Source organism: Ectothiorhodospira marina (assembly GCF_900109495.1).
Taxonomy (GTDB): Bacteria; Pseudomonadota; Gammaproteobacteria; order Ectothiorhodospirales; family Ectothiorhodospiraceae; genus Ectothiorhodospira; species Ectothiorhodospira marina.
Genome location: NZ_FOAA01000024.1, coordinates 1 through 18,336, shown reverse-complemented (window position 1 = coordinate 18,336; position 18,336 = coordinate 1). Strand labels below are relative to the sequence as shown.

Here is an 18,336-nt window from a genome sequence, read left to right as displayed (position 1 = left end):
ACCGGCTCCACTCGTCCCTGGGGTACCTCACCCCACAGCAACATTTTTTAGCGGTTGCTGCTTAATCCGTGTCCGCTGCGACTTGACCAGAACACCACGCGGGGGATGGGTGGAATTGGACGGGGAGCGTGTGACCATTCGGGCTGGGGTGCATACCATTGGGGGATACTCGGCGCATGCGGATCAGGACGATCTGCTCGACTTCATCCAGGGCATCCCTACCCCGCCACAGGAAATCCGTCTGGTCCACGGCGAAGGGGATGCCCGGGCCTCGCTCAAGGTCTTGCCCCATCCACCCGCAACCATTATTCTCACCAGAAATTGTTCACGCCCTGAACAAAAAAACCACCCCCAAAGGACGGGCCTCACCAGGCACACCGCCCCTGCGGTAGCCTGCCCAGCCCCCCATCCTGCAGCGACTGGGATTCACCCCGGATCACCAGAATCCACCCTGGCCCCTGTGGGAGCCGGCCTCGCCCGCGAAGGTGGCGGGCACAAGCCCTCTAGCCAGCACAGGCCAACTCTAACGCCGGGCAATCCTTCCGCCACAGGCGAAGGTTTCAAGCCCGCATCTAAAGAGCCACCACGCCTTGGTATCACAAAGTCTTGAGTTGGGTTAACCTAAAGGTTAATAATGCGCATCCGCCAACTGCCAGTACAAGGACTGTATCGCGTGTACGCCACGTGCGATTCTCGGGGTGTTCCAGAGTTGCTGGAGTTCCTGGAGGGGCTGGATGCCAATATGTACAAGGATCGCACACGCATGCTGGCACTTCTGGAACAGGTGGCTGAAGCAGGCCCACCGCGCAATACCGATATTTCCCACAAACTTGATGGCGAAATCTGGGAATTCATACGGGGACGTCTGCGGGTCTGCTGGTTCTTTGACGAGGGGAGGGTCGTGATCTGCACCCACGGGTTTGTGAAGAAGAGCCAGAAGACGCCCTCAGCAGAGATTCGCAAGGCGAAGCAGCGGCACAAAGCCTACACGCAGGCTTGCGCAAACAGCACCCTCACCATCGAGGTTGAAGCCGATGAATGATTTCAAGTCCTTGTTCAAAGACTCTCGCAATAGCGAAGAGCACTGGGTGGCACGAGCCACCCAACAGTTCACGGAGGATCTCTACAACCTGATGGAGCGCCGTGGTGTATCCAAGGCCGAACTGGCTCGTCGTCTCGAGACCAGCCCTGCCTACATCACCAAGTTGCTCCGGGGTGATGTCAACTTCACCGTGCGTTCCATGGTTCGACTGGCGCGAGCGCTGGATGGTCGTTTCGTGCCCCGGCTGGAGCATGAGACGCAGCCAATCCGGTGGGTGGATCTCGCCGCCAACGCGCGTCGCTGGGCACCTCATCGGGCGGCGAACAGAATTGAGGCTCAGCGCCACCTCGCACTGACTCCCGAGCAGGAGTCAGGCATTCCGGATACCGGGAAGAACCATGACACCGTTGCAGCTTGAGGACTCCTTCTTCACCGCGCTGGAGGCCCGGGCAAACCCTGATTTTCGGTCGCCGGAGCAAGGTGCCCTGGCTCAGGCGCCTGCCGTCGAGCCACGGCTTCAAATGGCCCGTCTCAAGGGCGACCAGAAGCGCTACCAACTCACCCTGACGGTGGAGTCCGCTCCGGACTCCGGAACGGAAGATCCGTACCACATCCACTGCCAGATAGTGGGCCAGTTCCTGGTAGACCAGGCCCTGGACCGTGAAGACCTGGATCGACTGGTGGCCGTAAACGGTGCCTCCATCCTCTATTCGTCTCTTCGGGAAATGCTCTTGATCGTGACAGGGCGCAGCGCATGGGGCGCCATGCAACTGCCGACGGTCAACTTTAACCGACTGGATCTGGAGCGCGGGGGATGAATACCTGAGCAAAAAGGGCAAGAATGCCTGCCTGCCCCCCTTCCCGCATGTTCCCCCGCTGAGCCAGGCATGTCCGGCTCCCACGGGGAAGGCCCCACCAGAATCCACCCTGGCCCCTGTGGGAGCGGGCCTCGCCCGCGAAGGCGGCGGGCACCGAGCCAATGCAGGGCGCCGCTGTCGCAGCGCATTTCCTTGCTACGACCGAATGCGTGAGCTACCGCACCTGCGGGAATGGATATAGCGATGCTCAGCCCAACTCCCCCCATGCCCCAACTCACCCACCACGGCGGCGCCACCGGCGTCACTGGCAGCTGCCACCGCCTGCAACTGGACCCCGACCGGGCCCTGCTGGTCGACTGTGGCCTCTTCCAGGGCCAGGATGCCCAGGGCGAGAACAGCCTCGAACAACACCGCGTGACCTTCCCCGTGGACGACATCCTGGCGCTTGTGGTCACCCACGTGCACATCGACCACATCGGCCGACTGCCCCACCTGCTGGCCGCCGGCTACACCGGCCCCATCCTCTGCTCCATCCCCTCGGCCCGGCTGCTGCCCCTGGTGATCGAAGATGCCCTCAAGGTCGGCTTCACCCGCGATCAACAACTCATCGAACGCTTCCTCGCCGAAGTCGACAACCGCCTCGTGCCCCTGGAATACCGCACCTGGCACACCCTCATCCAGGACGAGCGCCACCACCTGCGCGTGCGCCTGCAGCGCGCCGGCCACATCCTCGGCTCCGCCTACGTGGAAGTCGACATCCAGACCCCCGACAACAACACCCGCGTTGTCTTGTCCGGCGACCTGGGCGCCCCCAACAGCCCCCCTACTCCCGGCCCCGCAGCCCCCCGAGCGCGCCGACATCCTCGTGCTGGAAAGCACCTACGGCGACCGCCAACACGAAGACCGCACCACCCGCCAGCAGCGCCTGCGCAACGCCATCGACCACGCCCTGCAAAACGGCGGCACCGTGATCATCCCCGCCTTCAGCATCGGCCGCACCCAGGAACTGCTCTACGAACTGGAAGACATCCTCCATCACCCAACGCAGCCCCCGCGCCCGGATCACGCCCCCTGTGGGAGCGGGCCTGCCCGCGAAAGTGGCGACCCCTTCCCCGTCATCATCGACTCCCCCCTCGCCGCCCGCTTCACCGAGGCCTACCGCGACCTCAAACCCTACTGGGACGCCGAAGCCCACCAACGCCTCAACGCCGGCCGCCACCCCCTGGCCTTCGACAACCTCCACACGGTCGACAGCCACGAAGCCCACCTGCAAACCGTGGACTACCTGGCCCAAAGCGGCCACCCTGCGGTGGTGATCGCCGCCAGCGGCATGGCCGCCGGGGGCCGCGTGGTCAACTACCTCAAACGCATGCTCGGCGACGAACGCCACGACGTGCTGTTCGTCGGCTACCAGGCCGCCGGCACACCCGGTCGCGCCATCCAGAAATATGGGCCACGCGGAGGATGGGTGGAGTTGGACGGGGAGCGTGTGACCATTCGTGCCGGGGTGCATACCATTGGAGGGTACTCGGCGCATGCGGATCAGGACGACCTGCTCGACTTCATCCAGGGCATCCCTACCCCGCCCCAGGAAATCCGCCTGGTCCATGGCGAAGCGGATGCCCGGGCCTCGCTCAAAGCGCGGATTGAGGGCTGGGCGGAAGAACAGGGGTGGGAGGTTCAGGTCATCCAAAGCCCATCCGAGCAGATGGCACCCGGCCAAACGCGATTTCAGCTTACTGATAACTCCATAGCTCGCCGCAGAGATTTTGATGAATAAAACGGAACCCCTTCGAGTCCTACACCTGGTTGCCGGCAACCTCAGCGGTGGCGCGGCACGTGGTGCTTACTGGCTTCACCAGGCACAACGCGAAATTGGGATTGATTCTACACTTGTCACCAGTGGTCGTGAGACGGGCGATGACCCTTCTGTAATCGCTCTTGGGAAATCGCCTATTCAGTGGATGAAACATGCCGCTTTGAATCGGCTGGGCAATATTCCCGTACGCTTTTATGCTAAGCGCAAGCCTTGGATCTTTAATACTGGTTTCGCCGGAATCGATTTCACAAAACTACCCGAATACCACCGCGCGGACGTGATTCATCTACACTGGATCAATGGTCTCGTCGCTATGCGAACCCTGCGTAGGATAAAAAAACCAATCGTTTGGACCATGCGTGACATGTGGCCATTGACAGGTGGATGTCATTATGCAATTGATTGTAATAACTATATTGAGGGTTGCGGAAAGTGTCCGCAACTCCGTAGTAACAGTAAGCTGGATCTTTCACGTTTCATTGTTGCACACAAGCGCAATTTCCTACCAAGAAAGATGCGGATCATCGGCATTAGTGAATGGTTAAGCAGTTGTGCAAAAAGCTCGAGGGTCTTCGCGAATCTTCCAGTACAGACGATCAGTAATAATATAAACACACAAGACTTCTTTCCTGTCCCAGTAACCGTGGCACGTGAGGCGCTTGGGCTTCCGACTAGCGGTCGCATTCTCTTGGTTGGCGCTCAGCGAGTAACCGATTTCTACAAGGGGTTTGATCATTTCCTGCAAGCCATGAAAGACTTCTCAGGCGAGGATTTTCATGTGGTCTCTTTCGGCAGGGGACCAAGCCAGGATTGGAGCTCATTAGCTGTCCAGCATACAAACCTAGGCTTTCTAAGTGACACAGTATCACTTCGCCTTGCCTATTCGGCAGCGAATGTTTTTGTCGCGCCCTCCTTGATGGACGCATTTGGTAAAACCTTGGCGGAAGCTCAGGCATGTGGCACACCCGTCGTCTGCTTTGATGCAACCGGACCAAGGGATATTATTGAGCATAAAATCACAGGTTACAGAGCCGAGCCTTTCGAACCAGAGGATCTAGCCAAGGGCATCCATTGGGTTTTGCAACAGTCTGCAGAACAACATGAGATGATGAGAACTAATGCCCGCAAACGAGCGGTTAAACAATTCGACTCACGAGTGATTGCACACCAGTATAAATCACTTTACGAGGAGATCACTGCCAAACGGGCTACGGCTCAAGCATGAACGGCCAAGAGACATTTAGGCTTAGCTTCATAGAAGAGGATTGGTTTTGAAAAAAGCACTCATCACCGGCATCACCGGCCAAGACGGCTCCTACCTCGCCGAATTCCTTCTAGAAAAAGGCTACGAAGTCCACGGCATCAAACGCCGCGCCTCATCCTTCAATACCCAACGTATCGACCACATCTACCAGGACCCCCATGTAGAGCACCAACGATTCGTGCTCCATTATGGCGACCTCTCAGACAGCTCGAATCTCACCCGGATCCTCCAGGAGGTTCAGCCCGACGAGGTGTACAACCTGGCGGCCCAGAGCCATGTGGCGGTGAGTTTCGAGTCCCCGGAATACACCGCCGACGTGGATGCCCTTGGTACCCTGCGCCTGCTGGAAGCCATCCGCCTGCTCGGCATGGAGAAGAAGGTACGCTTCTACCAAGCCAGCACATCAGAGCTTTACGGGCTCGTACAAGAAACACCACAACGCGAGACCACGCCCTTCTACCCGCGCAGCCCCTACGCGGTGGCCAAACTCTATTCCTACTGGATCACGGTCAACTACCGCGAGGCCTATGGCCTGTATGCCTGTAACGGCATCCTGTTCAATCATGAATCGCCTCGGCGTGGTGAGACCTTTGTTACCCGCAAGATTACCCGGGGGCTGGCAAACATCGCTCAGGGACTCGAGCAGTGCCTCTACATGGGCAACCTGGATGCCCTGCGGGACTGGGGCCACGCCAAGGACTACGTGCGAATGCAGTGGATGATGTTGCAGCAGGAGCAGCCGGAAGACTTTGTGATTGCCACCGGAGTGCAGTATTCGGTGCGGGATTTCATCCGGTGGTCCGCGCAGGAATTGGGCATTGAGTTGCGCTTTGAGGGCAGCGGAGTGGATGAGCGTGCAGTGGTGGAATCACTGCAAGGGCCGCATACCCCAGCGCTGAAGGCGGGGGATGTGGTGGTGCGCGTGGATCCACGATATTTCCGTCCAGCCGAGGTGGAAACGCTGCTTGGGGATCCTTCCCGGGCGAGGGAGAAGCTGGGTTGGGTGCCGGAGATCACCGTGCAAGAGATGTGCACCGAGATGGTGGCCCAGGACCTGAAGGTGGCCCAGCGCCATGCCTTCCTGAAAGCCAATGGGCACGATGTGCCGGTAGCGGTGGAGAACTGAGATAGTGGAACGTGACGCAACCATTTTTGTGGCCGGTCACCGGGGCATGGTGGGGTCGGCCATCGTACGCCGACTCAAAGCCCTGGGGTATACCAACATCCTCACCGCTTCCCGTGACGAGCTGGACCTGCTGGATCAGAAGGCGGTGCAGGCGTTCTTTGCACGGCATGCCATCGATCAGGTGTATGTGGCAGCGGCCAAGGTGGGCGGCATTCATGCCAACAACACCTATCCGGCGGAGTTCATCTATCAGAACTTGATGATCCAGGCCAACCTGATCCACACAGCGCACCTGCATGGGGTACAGAAGCTGCTGTTTCTGGGGTCTTCATGCATTTATCCCCGCCTGGCGGAGCAACCCATGCGGGAAGAAGCGTTGCTGACGGGGGCGCTGGAGCCCACCAACGAGCCCTACGCTGTGGCCAAGATTGCCGGGATCAAGCTGTGCGAGAGTTATAACCGCCAGTATGGGCGGGATTATCGTAGCGTGATGCCGACCAATCTGTATGGCCCTGGTGACAATTTTCATCCGGATAACAGTCATGTGATTCCGGCGCTGTTGCGGCGTTTTCATGAGGCAGTGCAGCGGGGGGATGAGGAGGTGGTGATTTGGGGTAGTGGCACTCCCAAGCGGGAGTTCTTACATGTGGACGATATGGCGGCTGCGTGTGTGCATGTGATGGAACTGTCGGTGGAGACCTACCAGGCCCACACCACGCCGATGAGCTCGCACATCAACGTGGGGATGGGGGAAGACTGCACCATTCGGGAGTTGGCCGAGACCATCGCACGAGTGACTGGGTTCAAGGGGCGGCTGCGCTTTGACGCAAGCCGGCCAGATGGTACACCTAGGAAGTTGTTGGGTGTGGGGCGGCTAGAGGCGCTAGGCTGGAAAGCTTTGATTGACCTGGAGGATGGCTTGCTTGATGTGTATCGCTGGTATCAGAGCAAAGCAAACTGCGCCTGAAATGCAAAACCCACCCAACTCCCAAACGTGCATAGAGGGGGGGCTGCGTTGCCAGGGGGTATACAAGACCACGCACCAAGAAACACCCTTGGTAACAATTATTACGGTTGTCTTTAATGGAAGCCGGCACCTCGCGAAGGCAATGGATAGCGTCTTTTCTCAGGATTACACCAACGTTGAGTATATCATCATCGATGGAGGCTCAAGCGATGGCACTCTGGACCTGATACGAGAACATCAAGCACGCATTGACTACTGGCGTAGCGAACCCGATGAAGGCATCTACGATGCCATGAACAAGGGAATTGAATTAGCGCGGGGAGATGTTATCGGCCTATTAAATGCTGATGACATATTATATCCCGCTGCCATTTCAAGGATTATCGAGGCGATGGGTGGTGAAGCAAAAGAGAAATACACCTGTGGCGCGGTCGACTTGATAGATGAAACAGGAGCCGTGTATGGCCATTCTCGTCCTTTTGAAAAAACCATCAGAGAAAGACGTCGATATTTAGAGATGCCATGCCCCCACTTGTCTGTTTTTGTGGGGCGAGAAGTGTATGAGCGAATTGGTGCATTCGACACGCAATTCCGCCTCAGTGCAGACTACGATTTCCTTTTGCGCGCCATTGAGAGCAATGCTCCGTGTACCGACTTGGACTTCTCAGTTGGTGCTTTTCGGTCTGGCGGGTCCAGTGGAGGCATGGCTACTTGGTTGGAAACTAGGCGGGTATTGCAAACGAAAGGGATTAACTCATTTTACACAAATTATATTTTCGTCAGATCTGTTACCCGATCTTGGTTGGCAGGCGCCCTGCCACCAACCATCACCAGCATTATTAAACGCTTCACCATCTCAAAAAATAATTATTTTATGGAATAGATCACGCAAAGCAGCGTGTCTCAGGTGCGGGCATTATGTAGGTTGACCGATTGCTTTCTTCAAGGTCTTTTGCACGTGAAACTTAAAATTATGGATGTTTTTCGACAGTATCAGTCTTATGATTGTCCGAACTCTAAAGGTTGCTGAGAGCTTTTTGGTAAGCCAAGTAATCTTATGTACAGTCAGTGCCTCTAGAACGACAGTGCAAACGTTTAATATGCTATTTCTGAGGTTAGTTTCGCACAGTATTGCATGCAGTTGTATGGATTGTAATTGTCATGAGAAAACAAAAAATGAGCCCCAGGGGCCATGAAGCAAATAAGCGGAAGGCACGAAGTGAATATCTGGATACTCAATTTAAAGACAAAAGTTGGTGGTGGCGGTTTATGCGGTTTTGAGCTTGCTCAAGCGCTCAACAGTGAGCCCGACTGCGTAGATATAACATATTGCCGTGAGAATTCTGACGTCTACCATGATGGTTTAAATCGCGGACTTAGCATGAGAGCACTAGATAGACCCAAGGGTAACCTCGCGCGAGTGACTGGGTTCAAGGGGCGGCTGCGCTTTGACGCAAGCCGGCCAGATGGTACACCTAGGAAGTTGTTGGGTGTGGGGCGGCTAGAGGCGCTAGGCTGGAGAGCCTTGATTGGCCTGGAGGATGGCTTGCTTGATGCGTATCGCTGGTATCAGAGCAATGCAAACTGTGCCTGAAATGCAAAACCCACCCAACTCCCAAACGTGCATAGAGGGGGGGCTGCGTTGCCAGGGAGTATACAAGACCACGCACCAAGAAAAACCCTTGGTAACAATTATTACGGTTGTCTTTAATGGAAGCCGGCACCTCGCGGGGGCAATGGATAGCGTCTTTTCTCAGGATTACACCAACGTTGAGTATATCATCATCGATGGAGGCTCAAGCGATGGCACTCTGGACCTGATACGAGAACATCAAGCACGCATTGACTACTGGCGTAGCGAACCCGATGAAGGCATCTACGATGCCATGAACAAGGGAATTGAATTAGCGCGGGGAGATGTTATCGGCCTATTAAATGCTGATGACATATTATATCCCGCTGCCATTTCAAGGATTATCGAGGCGATGGGTGGTGAAGCAAAAGAGAAATACACCTGTGGCGCGGTCGACTTGATAGATGAAACAGGAGCCGTGTATGGCCATTCTCGTCCTTTTGAAAAAACCATCAGAGAAAGACGTCGATATTTAGAGATGCCATGCCCCCACTTGTCTGTTTTTGTGGGGCGAGAAGTGTATGAGCGAATTGGTGCCTTCGACACGCAATTCCGCCTCCGCGCAGACTACGATTTCCTTTTGCGCGCCATTGAGAGCAATGCTCCGTGTACCGACTTGGACTTCGCAGTTGGTGCTTTTCGGTCTGGCGGGTCCAGTGGAGGCATGGCTACTTGGTTGGAAACTAGGCGGGTATTGCAAACGAAAGGGATTAACTCATTTTACACAAATTATATTTTCATCAGATCTGTTACCCGATCTTGGTTGGCAGGAGCCCTGCCACCAACCATCACCAGCATTATTAAACGCTTCACCATCTCAAAAAATAATTATTTTATGGAATAGATTACTCGAAACATTTAACGATAATCCATTCCACCACTGTAAAATAAAGCTCGACCGCGCCGACAATAGCTTCCTCAAAGAAAACCGCATTAGATACTTTTGGCCTTATGTCATGACCACACAAAGTCCCGATAATCTTACAGTCGTAATCCCTCTCTACAACAAAGCTAGAACAATTCGCAGAGCTATCCTCAGTGTCTCCGGGCAGCTAGATAATGACGATACAATTATCGTGGTTGATGATGGAAGCCTTGATGACAGTGCGAAGATCGTCAATTTAATCGCCGACCCAAGAGTACATCTTGTCCAACAAGAAAACCAGGGAGTTTCGGCGGCGCGTAATCTTGGATTACAGATCGCAAAAACAGACCACGTCGCCTTCCTTGACGCGGACGATTGGTGGCTTCCCGGGGCGGCAGCTCAATTCAAACGAATGATCCGGAAACACCCCGAGTGCTTAATGTATTGCATAGGCCACACCAGACAAACCTCAGACCAAAAATTCACGATACCTAAAGAAAAGCCACCAGAAGATGGATGCATCCTTGAGGGCTCAGACTTCATTCGGGCTTATGCTCGACGGCAGCTAATTAATTCATCAACAAGTTGCGTGAAGAAATCATCATTAGCCAAGATAGGGTGTTTCCCAGTTCAAGCGCGCTCTGGAGAAGATATTTATATATGGCTACGAATGGCGCTACTCGGAAATGTTGCCGTCAGTCACCGCGTAAATGCCGTTGTGGAACGCGACCATCCTGGCAACGCTCCTAAGCGTGATGATATCCCCTATCACATAAAGTGGTTATCATCGTCTAGTAATAGGGCAAAATTAAGTCATGGACAAAGGCAAGCTGTCCGTCACTTTATTTTTTATCGTGGTTTAAATATGTGCGCTGGAGAAGTTCTTGCGGGACGACGAAAAAACGCTTACCGACAAGCACAATTAATATCTGAAATTCACCCTTCTTTTTTTCTTTTCAGCTCTGCTGTCATATTCTCCCCCAGAATAACTCTCCGGCTTTTATACTGGATAAAGCAACGGAGAAAAACCAAAATAGAAGCTCGCTAAAAAGGATTCCGTCACGTCGCACGCATTGAGCTTCGGCTATTAAAGTGGCAACTAAAAACATCACTTTATTTAGCATTTCGTTTCTTCAAAATCCGCAACTTTTCGAAGCCGCGACGGAGACGAATAGTCGCTGGGGCCAGCAGCACATGCATAGCTGCCGCCGGCCATATACAACCCACCAAAATACCCCCCCATAAACAAGTTTCTATTTTCGGTTTTTTCAATGAACAGCCACCAACAGCGCATCAATTAACATGGACAAGGTTCTTTTTAAGGCCCAGATTCTGCCATGGCTTATCTTTATTCTTTCGTTTATAGCTACCAGCCCGGTTTTAGCCCATCTCGGATGGCGCGGCATTTATAGCCTAGCATTAACCATCGGCCTCTTAATTATTTACATTTTATACAAGAACGGAAAAATAAAGCTCTGGTTTATCGCCACATTAACAATAACACTAACAACATCTTCTAGCGCGGCCATGTACTGGGGTGATTTTCGATATGTAATCGCATTAACATTTCTATGCTCATCACTATTCATCCTGCAGTACATTACTAGACAGACTCTAGAAAAATTTATTGATATCGCATCTTTCTTTATCCTCGCAATCCTAATTTTATCTACAATTGGCTTCGTTCTAGCACTTTCCGGCTTAGATCCAGCGCTAAGCTTCCCAAACCCAGACGGCAGGCCTAACTATTACTTCTACACGACTCTCACTAACTCTTTTTGGGGCGGAGTCATTAGACCATCCGGAATATACGATGAGCCGGGCACACTGAGCTTATACGCATGCAGCATTGCAGCCATTAGACATCTAACGAATAGAGACAAAAAAACAACTTGGCTAATTCTTATTCTTGGATTCTTCACCTTAAGTCTAGCACATCTAATTTATGTCACATTTCATTTCATTGCCGAAAAATGGGACCGCAAAACCCTATCTTACCTGATAATCACTTTTAGTTTCCTATTTATTACTTTAACGGCCACTGGAAGCTATTCCGTATTCGAAGAAAGACTTTTAGGTCGGCTAGTCTTAACTGAAGGGGAGTTAGCCGGGGACAATCGATCCTTCCGCATGGTAAATGCTTATGAGCTGATCAAATCGGACCCTTCCGTGTTTTGGTTTGGCGCCAGCCCTAGCTGTGTTTTTGACTACGACACTTGCAAACAGAAGTTCCCACCAATAGGAGAGAACCCTCTTTTCCCACTAGCATCATCAGGACTACTAATTTCTTGGCCTTACTATTTACTGCTTTTTTTATACCTTTTTTCTCCAGCATTTGGAAAAAAGTATTTTGTTGTCTTTGGGTTTGGCCTGCTCATGCTTCAAAGACCTTCACTAATGACAATTGGCATCTCAATGATTGGGTTGATAATAGCTTGGCTATTATTATGTCACTTTTTTAATCGACCGAACCATAAGAAAAGCAACACGACATAACCCAATTTGCACTGCATTATAACCCCTCACTCGACAATCACAATATTACAGGCGCGGCAAAGCAACCGGGATGAATTAGATTGACAAATCTTACTGTAAAGCAGCCCCACTTACTTCTTTTAGTCAACGACCCTCACTTTTTCCTATCCCACCGCCTACCGTTGGTAATCGCCGCCCAAGAGGCAAGGTATCGGGTCACAGTAGCAACCGGTGATGGTCCGCGCGTTGCTGACATTTGTGCTCTTAGCATCGATCACCGGATCATCCCCATCACCAGAGGGGGCACTAACCCCTTCAAGGAACTGGCAACCTTGTTAGCGATTGCTCGGCTGGTTCGGCGTGAGCAACCCGACATCCTCCATCTGGTCACCATCAAACCAGTACTCTATGGCGGCATCGCGGCGCGCTTACTTGGGGTGCCGGGGGTGGTTTCCGCCATCAGTGGCATGGGGTATCTCTTTACAGAAGGTCGCTCTGGATTGCTTCAGAGGCTTTCACGGCTGATGTACAGGCTGGCCTTGCGCCATCCCCACGGGCGGGTCATCGTCCAGAACGAAGCGGATCGGGATGCGCTTCGCGCCATGGGCGCATTGCGTGAGGGGGCGGATGTGTTGATTCCGGGATCGGGAGTGGATCTGGACGTGTATTCGCCCTCCCCTATTCCTTCGGGCGATAGCCCCATCGTGCTGCTGCCGGCGAGAATGCTGTGGGACAAGGGAGTGGGTGAGTTTGTTGAGGCCGCCCGTCAGTTGCTTGAACAAGGCGTGAAGGCGCGTTTCGTTCTGGCGGGGCCTTACGACCCACATAACCCGGCGGCGGTACCCGAGGGTCAGTTGCAAACCTGGCAGGCACAGGGTCCGGTGGAATGGTGGGGACAGCAAGAAGACATGCCCCGTGTGCTGGCGGCGGCTTCGCTAGTTGTACTGCCCTCCTATTATCGGGAAGGCGTACCCAAGGCGCTGCTTGAGGCCCTCGCGTGTGGCAGGCCGGTTGTGACAACCGACGCGCCGGGGTGCCGGGATGTGGTGGAGCCTGGAAAGAATGGTGAGTTGATCCCCGTTCGCGATGCTGCCGCGCTTGCCAGGGCAATCGGGGAGTTGCTGTCGGATCGTTCGCGCCTGGAGGCCATGGGGCGGTATGGGCGCCTCAAGGCGGAGAGGGAGTTCGGTGTGGAGCGTGTCGTGGAGGCCCACCTGGCTATCTATCGGTCGCTTGAACGCCGGGAATCTGGAGTATGTGATGAGTAGCGGTTCCATCCTGGTCACGGGCACCACCGGATTCGTCGGCTTCAGCCTGATCAATCGCCTACAGAACATGGATGCGCCGCTCACCGCCGCCATTCGCCGCCCCCTGCCCTCTGCGCCCTCGTTCCACACCGTGCCAGTGGGCGACATCGACGGCACCACCCAATGGTCGCCAGCCCTTGAAGATGTAAACACCGTGGTCCATCTGGCCGCCCGGGTGCATGTGCTGGCAGACGATGCGGACGATCCGCTGGCGGCTTATCGGCAGGTGAACGTGGACGGCACCTTGAACCTGGCGCGTCAGGCGGCGCAGGCCGGTGTGCGCCGGTTTGTCTTCGTCAGCTCCGTGAAGGTGAATGGTGAGTCGACCGCGCCGGGTGTTCCTTTTTCCGAGGATGATCGGCCTGCTCCGGAAGACCCCTATGGGGTGTCCAAATGGGAGGCCGAGCAGGGGTTGCAGGCGCTGGCCAGGGAGACCGGGCTGGAGGTGGTGATCATCCGTCCACCCTTGGTCTACGGCCCCGGCGTGGGCGCCAATTTCGCCAGTCTGGTGCGTTGGGTGAACAAGGGGGTGCCCCTGCCCCTGGGCGCCGTCACGGACAATCGTCGCAGCCTGGTGGCACTGGATAATCTGGTGGACTTCATCATCACCTGTATTCGCCATCCGGCCGCGGCCAACGAGACGTTTCTGGTCTCCGATGGGGAGGATGTCTCCACGGCCGGTCTGCTCAGGGCGGTGGCCGAGGCTCAGGGGCGGCCCTCGCGTTTGATTCCGGTGCCGGTGTGGGCCTTGCGGGCGGGTGCCAGGGCGCTGGGTAAGGAGGCCATGGCGCAGCGTCTGCTGGGTTCGTTGCAGGTGGATAGTGGCAAGGCGCGGGAGCTGCTGGGGTGGACACCGCCGCTATCGCTGCATGAGGGTTTGAAGCGGTTGGGGTAAACTGCCGGGCTGTGCCGGAATGGGCAAGTTAAAGGATACTGCGTGATGGGTTGGATGGTGTTTTTGGGGGCGGCCTGTGTGGCCGCTTTTTTGTTCACGGGGGTGTTGCGGGGCTATGCCCTGAAGACGGGCATGCTGGATGTGCCCAATGCCCGCAGTTCTCATGAGGCGCCCACGCCCCGGGGCGGTGGGTTGTCGGTGGTGGTGGTTGTGCTGCTGGGCCTGCCGGTGCTGTTCTGGGGGGCCGGGCTTGAGGGGTCGGCCCTGGTGGCGCTGGGCCTGGGTGGGGCCTTGGTGGCGGCCATTGGCTGGCTGGATGATCACATAGATGTGGCGGCGCGGTGGCGTCTGCTGGTGCATCTGCTGGCGGGTGCCTGGGTGGTGTTCTGGGCCGGCGGGGCCCCTGCCCTGCCCTTGCCGGGGGGGGATTGGGCCTGGGGCTGGCTGGGTGTGCCGATCCTGGTGCTGTTCGTGGGTTGGGTGCTGAACCTTTACAACTTCATGGATGGGATCGATGGCATCGCCGGGGTGGAGACGGTCACCGTGGCGGGGGTGGCGGCCGGTTTGCTGTGGTGGGTGGGCGCGCCGGGCTGGGCCTTGATGGCGGCGCTGCTGGCGGTGGCGGGTGTGGGCTTTCTGGTGTGGAACTGGCCGCCGGCGAAGATCTTCATGGGGGATGCGGGCAGCGGTTTTATCGGTTTCACCCTGGCGGCCATGGCGGTGCTCACCTGGGCCGGCACGGATCTGACGATTTGGGTGTGGTTGATCCTGCTGGGGGTGTTCATCGTGGATGCCACGCTGACGCTGTTTCGGCGTTTGCTACGGGGTGAGCGGGTGTACGAGGCCCATCGCAGTCATGCCTATCAGCAGGCGGCACGGGCGTGTGGGCGTCACTTGCCGGTGACGGTGGCGGTGGGGGTGATCAATCTTGTGTGGTTGGCGCCTTGGGCGTGGGCTGCGGTGGTGTGGCCTGAGTGGGGGGTGGTGATGGTGGGGGTGGCTTGGGCGCCGTTGGTGGGTGTTTGGGTTCGTTATCAATAAAAGGGGACAGACCCCTTTTACCCAATCTCTCCCCTTTTGCGGGGATTGTGGCCGCCGTTTTTCGCCGGCAAGGCCGGCTCCCACGGGGGCCTGCCCTCCTGCGTAAAGGAGACAGACATCTTTTATCCGTTGAGTGTGTCTTGTGGATATCATTAAACCTTTGGTGGCCGCCCTCATCATGCCTTTTCCCCTGGCGGCCTTGCTGGCCGTATTGGGTGGATTGTTATGGGCGTTTGGCCGGCATCTGGCTGCCCGAATCCTTGTGATCGTTGCCTTGGTGGGGCTTCTGGGTGCCGCGTGGGGGCCTGTGGCCGAGGGTCTGCTTGCACCGCTGGAATCCCGCTATGCGCCGGTCTCCGATCCAACCACTCTGGAGGGGGTGAAGGCGGTGGTTGTCCTGGGGGGCGGCTGGGATCCGGAGGGCCGGGGTCCGGCATCCATGCGACTGGGTGAAAGTTCGGCCCAGCGCCTGATGGAGGGGGTGCGCCTGGTCAAGGCCCTGCCGGATGCCCGGTTGCTGGTGAGTGGCGCCGACCGTGACCCTGCGTGGGACCCTGTGGCTTGGGGCTATGCTCAGGCTGCCCGGGAACTGGGGATGGATGCTGCGCGCATCTTGATCCTGGACACGCCAGTGGATACTGCGCAGGAGGCCTATGCGGTGCGTGAGGTGCTGGCGCCGGGGGAGCGTTTTCTACTGGTGACTTCTGCTTCGCACATGCCCCGGGCGGTGCTGCATTTTCAACGGGCGGGGTTGGATCCGATTGCGGCACCCACCCGCTTCAAGACCGGCGACCGTTCCGGCTCGATCCTGCACTTCTGGCTCCCCTCCGCCCAGCATTTGCGCAAGTCGGAGCGTGCGTTGTACGAATACATGGGCCTGATGGCCTTGGAGTTGGACCATTAAGGGGACGGACACCTTTTCCCCGGTTGGATTGTGCCCGCCGTTTTTCGCCGGCAGGCCGGCTCCCACGGGGGATGGGGGTTGGATCGGGTTTTGTTGCAAGGGGGCTTCCTCGTGGATCTACTTGAGAATGAGTCGCAATCTCTTGACCGAATTCATGCGCGGTAGTCTGCCGTTCGGCTCTCTTGTCGTGCCCCTCTTGTAATCCCTACCGCCCCGCACTGAAGGCGGCGCTTTTGAGCATGGCCAACCGCCCAGCAGACGCATGAGACCATGCCTCTCCATTTTCCTTTACGTATAAGGTAACGAAAACTATCATATGGAAGTGGATTTCAAGAACAAACGCTTGCGAAAGCAGCTCTCTGAAGCGCGTCAACTGCAAAAAGTGTTTGGCGAGCGCCGAGCCCGACTGCTGCAACGTCGGTTGAGTGTATTACGGGCGGCAAGAAGCTTGGGAGACTTCCTGCCGCCATTGTCAGGCCCGGAGCGTTGTCACGAACTCACCGGAAATCGGCAGGGGCAGCTTTCAATGGACCTGGATCATCCCTATCGATTGATCTTCTGCCCTCACCACGAACCGCCTCCTCGCAAGCAGGACGGCGGGCTGGACTGGTCAGGTGTGACTGCGATTCTTGTGCTTGCGGTGGAGGATACCCATGGCTGAAATGCAAGAGGTGAATTTCGCGCCCGACTACTCGGTCCCCCCCGGCGAGATCCTGGAGGAGTACCTGGAATCCGCAAGCATGACTCAGGCGGAACTTGCTCAGCGGACGGGGCTGGCTGCGAAAACTGTCAACCAGATCATTCAGGGAAAGGCCTCTTTGACTCAGGATACTGCTCTGCGGCTGGAGAGTGTACTGGGGCGCCCGGCCCATTTCTGGAATCAACTGGAAGCTGAACATCAGGAGTACCTGGCCAGGGCGCGCGCCACTGAGAGGGAGCGTGAGCAACTGGAGTGGCTAAAGCGCTTTCCTATTAATAAGATGCAGGAGCTTGGCTGGATATCTACCCAAAAGGACAGACGGGCCCAACTGCATGCGCTGCTGCAGTTCTTTGGGGTGCATTCTTCCTGCCAGTGGGCCAAGGTGTGGGAGCACCATCAGGTGGCATATCGGCAATCGCAGCGATTCAAAGCGGAGGCCGAAGCGGTTTCTGCCTGGTTAAGGCGGGGTGAACTCCAGGGACATGCCAGGGATTGCACGGATTATGATGCGACGGCATTTCGTAACCTTTTGAAGGATCTGCGCGGGCTTACCCGAGAATCCCCCGAGGTCTTCCAAGCACAGATTCAGGAACGTTGCGCTTCGGCGGGTGTGGCCGTGGAGTTTGTACCGTCGCTCCCCGGCACGCGGGTAAGCGGAGCGACCCGCTGGTTAACCCCAACCAAGGCCCTGATCCAGCTCTCATTGCGTTATCGCAGTGACGATCAACTCTGGTTTTCCTTCTTCCACGAGGCCGGTCACGTCCTTTTGCATGGGAAGCGTGCGGTCTTCATCGAGGGCGGCAACGGGCTTGATGAGCATAAGGAGGATGAGGCCAATCGCTTCGCAGCCGATATCCTCATTCCGCCTCGTGAATGGCAGAGTTTTGTGGCTTCGGGGCAACCTACTTTGGCGCAAGTCCGTGACTTTGCCGAGCAGCTGGGGGTCGCCCCTGGGATTGTCGTAGGTCGCTTACAGCACGAGAGCATCGTAGGCTGGGAGTGGGGGAATGGTCTGAAACAGCGTTTCCAGTGGGACCACGAATGAATCCCTGAAAAGCGTGGAAAGGGGACAGACACCCTTTTTCTGGGTGGATTGTGGCCGCCGTTTTTCGCCGGCAGGCCGGCTCCCACGGGGGCTCAGGTTGTTTCCACATCGTTTGTGGGAGCGGGCCTCGCCCGCGAAGGCGGTGGGCACCTCGGCATGGCCAGGGCACTGCTGTCGCAGCGCTTCGCCGGCAGGCCGGCTCCCACGGGGGCTCAGGTTATTTCCACATCGTTTGTGGGAGCGGGCCTCGCCCGCGAAGGCGGTGGGCACCTCAGCATGGCCAGGGCACTGCTGTCGCAGTGCTTCGCCGGCAGGCCGGCTCCCACGGGGGCTCAGGTTGTTTCCACATCGTTGGTGGGAGCGGGCCTCGCCCGCGAAGGCGGTGGGCACCTCAGCATGGCCAGGGCACTGCTGTCGCAGTGCTTCGCCGGCAGG

At 56.5% G+C, this 18,336-nt stretch carries 16 protein-coding genes and 3 pseudogenes; all 19 read left to right on the top strand.

What is annotated here, in order from left to right; genetic code table 11:
* Positions 1 to 94: 94 nt before the first annotated feature.
* A pseudogene (locus BMY52_RS16050) lies at positions 95 to 277 on the top strand (MBL fold metallo-hydrolase RNA specificity domain-containing protein); the annotation flags it as partial.
* Between the two features lie 357 nt (positions 278 to 634).
* Positions 635 to 1,042, top strand: coding sequence for a type II toxin-antitoxin system RelE/ParE family toxin (locus tag BMY52_RS14560; RefSeq protein ID WP_090255674.1), 408 nt, complete (start codon positions 635 to 637; stop codon positions 1,040 to 1,042).
* Positions 1,035 to 1,460 (top strand): helix-turn-helix domain-containing protein, encoded by a 426-nt coding sequence (locus tag BMY52_RS14555; RefSeq protein WP_090255671.1) that lies wholly within the window; start codon positions 1,035 to 1,037, stop codon positions 1,458 to 1,460. The genes BMY52_RS14560 and BMY52_RS14555 overlap by 8 nt, the downstream gene beginning before the upstream one ends.
* Positions 1,441 to 1,860, top strand: coding sequence for a protein-export chaperone SecB (locus BMY52_RS14550; RefSeq protein ID WP_090255669.1), 420 nt, complete (start codon positions 1,441 to 1,443; stop codon positions 1,858 to 1,860). Before BMY52_RS14555 ends, BMY52_RS14550 begins: the two co-directional genes overlap by 20 nt.
* A 264-nt stretch (positions 1,861 to 2,124) precedes the next feature.
* Positions 2,125 to 3,496, top strand: a pseudogene (locus BMY52_RS14545) (MBL fold metallo-hydrolase RNA specificity domain-containing protein); the annotation flags it as partial.
* Between the two features lie 136 nt (positions 3,497 to 3,632).
* A complete protein-coding gene (locus tag BMY52_RS14540) occupies positions 3,633 to 4,904 on the top strand; it encodes a glycosyltransferase family 4 protein (protein WP_090255667.1) in 1,272 nt (423 codons plus the stop codon).
* 46 nt (positions 4,905 to 4,950) lie between these two features.
* Positions 4,951 to 6,069, top strand: a complete 1,119-nt coding sequence (gene gmd / locus BMY52_RS14535; protein WP_218140453.1) for a GDP-mannose 4,6-dehydratase — start codon at positions 4,951 to 4,953, stop codon at positions 6,067 to 6,069.
* Positions 6,070 to 6,073: 4 nt separating this feature from the next.
* Positions 6,074 to 7,036 (top strand): GDP-L-fucose synthase, encoded by a 963-nt coding sequence (gene fcl, locus BMY52_RS14530; RefSeq protein ID WP_090255663.1) that lies wholly within the window; start codon positions 6,074 to 6,076, stop codon positions 7,034 to 7,036.
* Between the two features lie 88 nt (positions 7,037 to 7,124).
* On the top strand, positions 7,125 to 7,919 hold the full coding sequence (locus tag BMY52_RS14525; RefSeq protein WP_218140452.1) for a glycosyltransferase family 2 protein: 795 nt from the start codon (positions 7,125 to 7,127) through the stop codon (positions 7,917 to 7,919).
* Positions 7,920 to 8,447: 528 nt separating this feature from the next.
* A pseudogene (locus BMY52_RS15785) lies at positions 8,448 to 8,630 on the top strand (GDP-L-fucose synthase); the annotation flags it as partial.
* Positions 8,590 to 9,513, top strand: coding sequence for a glycosyltransferase family 2 protein (locus tag BMY52_RS14520; protein ID WP_218140451.1), 924 nt, complete (start codon positions 8,590 to 8,592; stop codon positions 9,511 to 9,513). The pseudogene BMY52_RS15785 and the gene BMY52_RS14520, both read left to right, overlap by 41 nt.
* A 112-nt stretch (positions 9,514 to 9,625) precedes the next feature.
* Positions 9,626 to 10,582: a glycosyltransferase family 2 protein gene (locus tag BMY52_RS14515; protein ID WP_177169989.1), complete on the top strand. Its 957-nt coding sequence runs from the start codon at positions 9,626 to 9,628 to the stop codon at positions 10,580 to 10,582.
* Between the two features lie 254 nt (positions 10,583 to 10,836).
* A complete protein-coding gene (locus BMY52_RS15260) occupies positions 10,837 to 12,030 on the top strand; it encodes a hypothetical protein (protein WP_143050504.1) in 1,194 nt (397 codons plus the stop codon).
* An 80-nt stretch (positions 12,031 to 12,110) separates the two neighbouring features.
* On the top strand, positions 12,111 to 13,277 hold the full coding sequence (locus tag BMY52_RS14510) for a glycosyltransferase family 4 protein (protein ID WP_090255656.1): 1,167 nt from the start codon (positions 12,111 to 12,113) through the stop codon (positions 13,275 to 13,277).
* Positions 13,270 to 14,211 carry a UDP-glucose 4-epimerase family protein gene (locus BMY52_RS14505; RefSeq protein WP_090255654.1) on the top strand — a complete coding sequence of 314 codons (942 nt, stop codon included), beginning with the start codon at positions 13,270 to 13,272 and terminating at the stop codon, positions 14,209 to 14,211. The genes BMY52_RS14510 and BMY52_RS14505 overlap by 8 nt, the downstream gene beginning before the upstream one ends.
* A gap of 45 nt (positions 14,212 to 14,256) precedes the next feature.
* On the top strand, positions 14,257 to 15,252 hold the full coding sequence (locus BMY52_RS14500; protein WP_090255652.1) for an MraY family glycosyltransferase: 996 nt from the start codon (positions 14,257 to 14,259) through the stop codon (positions 15,250 to 15,252).
* 142 nt (positions 15,253 to 15,394) lie between these two features.
* Positions 15,395 to 16,156, top strand: a complete 762-nt coding sequence (locus tag BMY52_RS14495) for an ElyC/SanA/YdcF family protein (RefSeq protein ID WP_245740935.1) — start codon at positions 15,395 to 15,397, stop codon at positions 16,154 to 16,156.
* A 316-nt stretch (positions 16,157 to 16,472) separates the two neighbouring features.
* The gene (locus tag BMY52_RS14490) at positions 16,473 to 16,817 is read left to right on the top strand and encodes a killer suppression protein (RefSeq protein ID WP_090255650.1); all 345 of its coding nucleotides are present in this window, start codon (positions 16,473 to 16,475) and stop codon (positions 16,815 to 16,817) included.
* Positions 16,810 to 17,901, top strand: coding sequence for a HigA family addiction module antitoxin (locus BMY52_RS14485; RefSeq protein ID WP_245740933.1), 1,092 nt, complete (start codon positions 16,810 to 16,812; stop codon positions 17,899 to 17,901). Before BMY52_RS14490 ends, BMY52_RS14485 begins: the two co-directional genes overlap by 8 nt.
* Positions 17,902 to 18,336 lie beyond the last annotated feature (435 nt).

Bases quoted from the DNA above. Each gene is read 5' to 3' on its own strand.
- BMY52_RS14490 (WP_090255650.1), top strand. From the start codon at position 16,473: ATGGAAGTGGATTTCAAGAACAAACGCTTGCGAAAGCAGCTCTCTGAA.
- BMY52_RS14500 (WP_090255652.1), top strand. From the start codon at position 14,257: ATGGGTTGGATGGTGTTTTTGGGGGCGGCCTGTGTGGCCGCTTTTTTG.
- BMY52_RS14560 (WP_090255674.1), top strand. From the start codon at position 635: ATGCGCATCCGCCAACTGCCAGTACAAGGACTGTATCGCGTGTACGCC.
- BMY52_RS14505 (WP_090255654.1), top strand. From the start codon at position 13,270: ATGAGTAGCGGTTCCATCCTGGTCACGGGCACCACCGGATTCGTCGGC.
- BMY52_RS15260 (WP_143050504.1), top strand. From the start codon at position 10,837: ATGGACAAGGTTCTTTTTAAGGCCCAGATTCTGCCATGGCTTATCTTT.
- BMY52_RS14540 (WP_090255667.1), top strand. From the start codon at position 3,633: ATGAATAAAACGGAACCCCTTCGAGTCCTACACCTGGTTGCCGGCAAC.
- BMY52_RS14550 (WP_090255669.1), top strand. From the start codon at position 1,441: ATGACACCGTTGCAGCTTGAGGACTCCTTCTTCACCGCGCTGGAGGCC.
- BMY52_RS14515 (WP_177169989.1), top strand. From the start codon at position 9,626: ATGACCACACAAAGTCCCGATAATCTTACAGTCGTAATCCCTCTCTAC.
- BMY52_RS14555 (WP_090255671.1), top strand. From the start codon at position 1,035: ATGAATGATTTCAAGTCCTTGTTCAAAGACTCTCGCAATAGCGAAGAG.
- BMY52_RS14485 (WP_245740933.1), top strand. From the start codon at position 16,810: ATGGCTGAAATGCAAGAGGTGAATTTCGCGCCCGACTACTCGGTCCCC.
- BMY52_RS14520 (WP_218140451.1), top strand. From the start codon at position 8,590: ATGCGTATCGCTGGTATCAGAGCAATGCAAACTGTGCCTGAAATGCAA.